Source organism: Roseivivax sp. CAU 1761, assembly GCF_054482755.1.
In genome coordinates, this window is the sequence record NZ_JBTLRM010000062.1 from 1 (window position 1) to 4,876 (window position 4,876).

Here is a 4,876-nt window from a genome sequence, read left to right on the forward strand (position 1 = left end):
GGGTCGGGTGCGGTGTCCGGATGGCGGTGTGGGGCGGGCGTTGGCGCGCCGCGCCCGGGCGCGGCCTCCGGAGCATTCGGGCCTGCAAGACGCCGCCGGGCCGTCCGTTTCTCCCGCAGGAACGCGCGCCGGTCAGCCGCCGCAGATCGCCTGCAGCCGCACCCAATCGGCATCGGACAGCACCGGGCGGCTGCCCTCGCCGGCGCGCGGATCGGCCTCGATCAGCCGCAGCGTGCGCTCGCCGCTGATGTCGCGGGCATAGGCATAGGGGCTGGAGCGCAGCTCCGCCTTGGCGAAGGCCGCGAGCAGCACGTCCGGCGCCACCGGCGGGGTCTCGCGCTCGGCCACCAGATGCTCGGCGTAACGGTCGAGCGCCGCGTCGGGCAGCGCCCCGGTGGTGAGCAGCTTCAGGCTCGCCACCAGCCCGACATGGTTGAGCAGCTCCTCGAGCGGGTCGCGGCTGGCGGCGCGCACCGCCTCGGCCAGGATGTAGCCCGCCGGCACGTCCGGATCCTCGGCCAGCTCGATCAGCGAGCGGTTGATCAGGATGCGCCCGCCGGGCAGGTGCGCGGTGTCGCGCAGCCCCTCGGGCAGCACCACCAGCGCGTCGCGGCGGCGGTCGCCCAGAAGCCGCGCGGCCAGGCGGCGCAGCGGCTCGCGCGCCTCCTCGGCGCTGCAGGGCTGGCCCGAGACGCGGGTGATCCGGTCGAGCAGCGCGCTGCCGATCTCGGTGCGCTTGGCCGGCGGCACCACCCGGGTGGAATAGTCGAGCAGCGCGCCCGGCAGCCAGAAGACCAGCAGGCCCAGCACCGCCGCCCCGGCCAGGGCGGTCAGCACGTGGCGCAGCTTGCCGGGGCGCGGCCGCGACTGGTCGAGCGCCCGCAGGATGCGGTCCAGCGCGGCGATCATCTCCTTCTCGCTGGCCGCCAGTTCCAGCGTCTCGCCGGGATCGCCGTCGGGCGAGTAGATCGCCGGGTCCTGGGCCCGCGGCCCGCGCCGCTCCAGCGCCGCCAGCGACCAATGCGCCAGCACCCGGTCGCTGAAATCCTTGATCGTCAGCGTCGCGTCGCCCAGCGAGACCACGACCTCGCGGCGCTGGACACCCGGCTCCGGGCGCCAGAGGCCGGTCGCCTCGAGCCGTTGGTATTCGTTGAGCGCGGTCATCCGGGGGCTGCTCTGCCTCTCGTGCGGGCGGACGTTAGCAGGGGCCGCAACAGGGGGCAACGCGCCGTCGGATGCGGGGCAGGGCGGTTCAGGATTGGTCTCGCAGGTAATCCATCACCGCCGGCCGGGCGCTGCGGTCGCCGCGGGCGCAGGCGGCGTCGATCACCGCGCGCACCTCGTCGAGCCGGGTCCGCAGCAGCAGGTGCTTGACCGGCCCGATCGACGGCGCCCGCATCGACAGCGAGCGCAGGCCGATGGCGGCGAGGCAGAGCGCCTCGATCGGCCGGCCGGCATCCTCGCCGCAGAACGACAGCTGGGTGCCGGATTCGGCGCAGCGGTCGACGATGCGGCAGAGAAACATCAGGAACGAGGTGTCGAGCGTGTCGTAGCGCCGCCGCACGCGTTCGTTCTCGCGGTCGGCGGCAAAGAAGAACTGCTTGAGATCGTTGCCGCCGATGGAGAGGAAATCGACCTCCTCGAAGAAGCAGCGCGGCGCGTAGGCGAGGCTCGGCGTCTCCAGCATGGCGCCGATCTCGAGCTTTTCCGGCAACACATGGCCGAGCCGCTGCTCGCGGGCGATCACCTTGTCCATTTCGGCGCGGGCGGCGCGGAATTCCTCGCGCTGGGCGACGAAGGGGAACATCAGCGACAGCGGCCGGCCGCGGGCGGCGCGCAGCAGCGCCTGCAGCTGCATCCGCAGCACGCCGGGGCGGTCGAGCCCGACGCGGATGGCCCGCCAGCCGAGCGCCGGGTTGGGCTCGTCGTTGGGCTTCATGTAGGGCAGCACCTTGTCGGAGCCGATGTCGAGGGTGCGGAACACCACCCGCTTGCCCTGCGCGGCGTCGAGCACGCGGGCATAGAGCGCCGCCAGCTCGGTGCGCTTGGGCATCTGGCTGCGGATCAGGAATTGCAACTCGGTGCGGAACAGGCCGACGCCTTCGGCGCCGGAGCCGGCGAGGCTCGGAAGGTCGGCCATCAGCCCGGCATTCATGTTCAGCGCGATGCGCGCGCCGCAGGGGGTGACGCAGTCGCGGTGACGGATCGAGGCATAGCGTTCCTGCGCCTCGGCCTGCATCGCCATCTTGTCGCGGAAGGCGGTGACCACGGTCTCGTCGGGCCGCAGGTGGACGATGCCGTTGTCGCCGTCGATCAGCACATGATCGCCGTTCAGCGCCTCCGTGGTGATGCGCCCGGCATGGATCACCAGCGGGATCGCCAGCGCCCGCGCCACGATCGCCGCGTGGCTGCCGACCGAGCCCTCCTCGAGCACCACGCCCTTCAGCGCCCGGCCGTATTCCAGCAATTCGCCGGGGCCGATATTGCGCGCCACCAGCACCGGATCGGGCGGCAGTTCGGCGCCGGTCTGGGCGCCCTGGCCGGTGAGCAGACGCAGCAGCCGGTTCGACAGGTCGTCGAGATCCTGCAGCCGCTCGCGCAGATAGGCGTCGGTGGCCTGGCTGAGCCGGGCGCGGGCCACCGACTGCTCCTTCTCGACCGCCGCCTCGGCCGACAGGCCGCGGTCGATGTCCTGCGCCATGCGGCGCAGCCAGCCCTTGGAATTGGCGAACATGCGGTAGGCCTCGAGGACCTGCACCTGTTCGGGATCGGAGGCCGAGGCCAAGAGGTCGTCGACGCTGACCCGCAGGCTGTCCACCGCCTCCTGCAGGCGCGCCAGTTCCTTTTCGGGATCGTCGGTGACGAGGTTGGTGACCACGACGCGCGGCTCGTGCAGCCAGACATGGCCCTCGGCGGCGCCCTCCTGCCCGGCAGTGCCGCGGAACATCGCCGGGTCGGTGTGGCGCGCCTTGAGCGCCGCGCCCTCGCCGATGAAGGCGCCGAGCTCGGTCATCTCGGCCAGCACCATCGCCACCACCTCGAGCGCGTAGACCTCGTCGTCGGTGAACTTGCGGGCCTCGCGGGACTGCACCACCAGCACGCCGAGCTTCTCGCCCAGGCGCTGGATCGGCACGCCGAGGAAGCTCGAATAGATCTCCTCGCCGGTCTCGGGCATGTAGCGGAAGCCCGGGGCGGCGGGCGCGTCGGCGGTGTTGACCACCTCGCCGGCGCGCGCCACCCGGCCCACCAGCCCCTCGCCGAGGCGCATCCGGGTCTGGTGCACGGCAGCGGCCTTCAGGCCCTCGGTGGCGCAGAGCTCCAGCGTCTCGGCATCGCGGAACAGGTAGATCGAGCACACTTCGGTGCCCATGGAATCCGCGGTCAGGTGGGTGATCTTGTCGAGCCGGGCCTGGCCCGCAGCCTCTTCGGCCATGGTGTCCCTGAGCCGCCCGAGAAGCTTGCGACTCTCCGATTCCCTGACCTCAGCTGCCATCTCGCCCTTCGCTGCCCCTGGGTCGCGACGTCAGCCTGCCGACTCCAATTCGAAGGCATCATGGAGGGCCTGCACGGCGAGTTCCATGTATTTCCGGTCGATCAACACGGAAATCTTGATCTCGGAAGTTGCAATGACCTTGATGTTGATGCCTTCCTGGGCAAGCGTCTCGAACATCTTGGCGGCGACCCCGGCATGGGAGCGCATGCCGATGCCCACCACCGACACCTTGGCGACCTCGGTCTCGGCCTCGAGCCGGTCATAGACCAGCGTGCCGGCCTCGCGCGCCGCCTCGAGCGCCGCCTGGGCGCGCTTGAGCTGATCGGTCGGGCAGGAGAAGGTCATGTCGGTGACGCCCTCGGCATGGCCCTGGTAGTTCTTCTCCGAGACGTTCTGCACGATCATGTCGACATTGACCCCGGCCTCGGCCAGGGTGCCGAAGATCGCCGCGGCGATGCCGGGCCGGTCCTCGATGGTGACGATGGTGACCTTGGCCTCCTCGCGGGAGAAGGCGACGCCCGATACGACCTTGGATTCCATGATCTGATCCTCTCCGCAGACGAGCGTGCCGGCCTCGTCCGACTGTTCCTCGAAGCTCGACAGCACGCGCAGCTTCACATTGTAGCGCATCGCCAGCTCGACCGAGCGCGTCTGCAGCACCTTGGCCCCCAGCGAGGCCAGTTCCAGCATCTCCTCGAAAGCGATGCGGTCGAGCTTGCGGGCCTTCTGGCAGACCCGGGGATCGGTGGTGTAGACCCCGTCGACATCGGTGTAGATGTCGCAGCGCTCGGCCTCGAAGGCGGCGGCGAAGGCCACCGCGGTGGTGTCCGAGCCGCCGCGCCCCAGCGTGGTGATGCGGCCCTCGGGCGAGAGCCCCTGGAAGCCCGCCACCACGGCGACGCGCATGCCCTCGGCGAATTTCTGGCGGATGTTCTCGGGCGGGATGTCCTCGATGCGCGCCGCGCCATGCGCCGAGGTGGTCAGCAGCGGCACCTGCCAGCCCTGCCAGGAGCGCGCCGGCACGTCCATCTCCTGCAGGGTCAGCGCCATCAGCCCGGCGGTGACGTTCTCCCCCGAGGACACCACGGCGTCGTATTCGCGGGCGTCGTAGAACGGCGAGATCTCGTTGACCCAGCCCACCAGCTCGTTGGTCTTGCCGGCCATCGCCGAGACGATGACGATGACGTCGTAGCCCTTGGCGACCTCGACGCCGACGCGCTTGGCGGCGCGGCGGATGCGGTCGGGCGTGGCGACCGAGGTGCCGCCGAATTTCATAACGAGAATGGGCATGATGACGGGTCCCGGCGCAGAATCGGCGCCGGTTTACGCGGCGGCCCCGGGGCGCGCAAGGCCCGCCCGCGCCGCTCCGCCGCGGGCGCCACG

3 protein-coding genes are annotated in these 4,876 nt (G+C 71.0%); all 3 read right to left on the reverse strand.

Translation table 11 applies throughout. The features are described from left to right. Window positions 1-132 precede the first annotated feature (132 nt). The 3 genes from ACXYMW_RS19580 to ACXYMW_RS19590 all read right to left on the reverse strand — a co-directional run bounded on the left by ACXYMW_RS19580 (window position 133) and on the right by ACXYMW_RS19590 (window position 4,783). Window positions 133-1,164 carry a hypothetical protein gene (locus tag ACXYMW_RS19580; RefSeq protein ID WP_459037012.1) on the reverse strand — a complete coding sequence of 344 codons (1,032 nt, stop codon included), beginning with the start codon at window positions 1,162-1,164 and terminating at the stop codon, window positions 133-135. A gap of 88 nt (window positions 1,165-1,252) precedes the next feature. Beyond that, entirely contained in the window at window positions 1,253-3,493 is a 2,241-nt protein-coding gene (ptsP, locus tag ACXYMW_RS19585) for a phosphoenolpyruvate--protein phosphotransferase (protein ID WP_459037013.1), read from the reverse strand. A gap of 30 nt (window positions 3,494-3,523) precedes the next feature. Beyond that, entirely contained in the window at window positions 3,524-4,783 is a 1,260-nt protein-coding gene (locus ACXYMW_RS19590; protein ID WP_459037014.1) for an aspartate kinase, read from the reverse strand. Window positions 4,784-4,876 lie beyond the last annotated feature (93 nt).

Coding starts and splice junctions, on each gene's coding strand:
- ptsP (WP_459037013.1), bottom strand. CDS start 3,493: ATGGCAGCTGAGGTCAGGGAATCGGAGAGTCGCAAGCTTCTCGGGCGG.
- ACXYMW_RS19580 (WP_459037012.1), bottom strand. CDS start 1,164: ATGACCGCGCTCAACGAATACCAACGGCTCGAGGCGACCGGCCTCTGG.
- ACXYMW_RS19590 (WP_459037014.1), bottom strand. CDS start 4,783: ATGCCCATTCTCGTTATGAAATTCGGCGGCACCTCGGTCGCCACGCCC.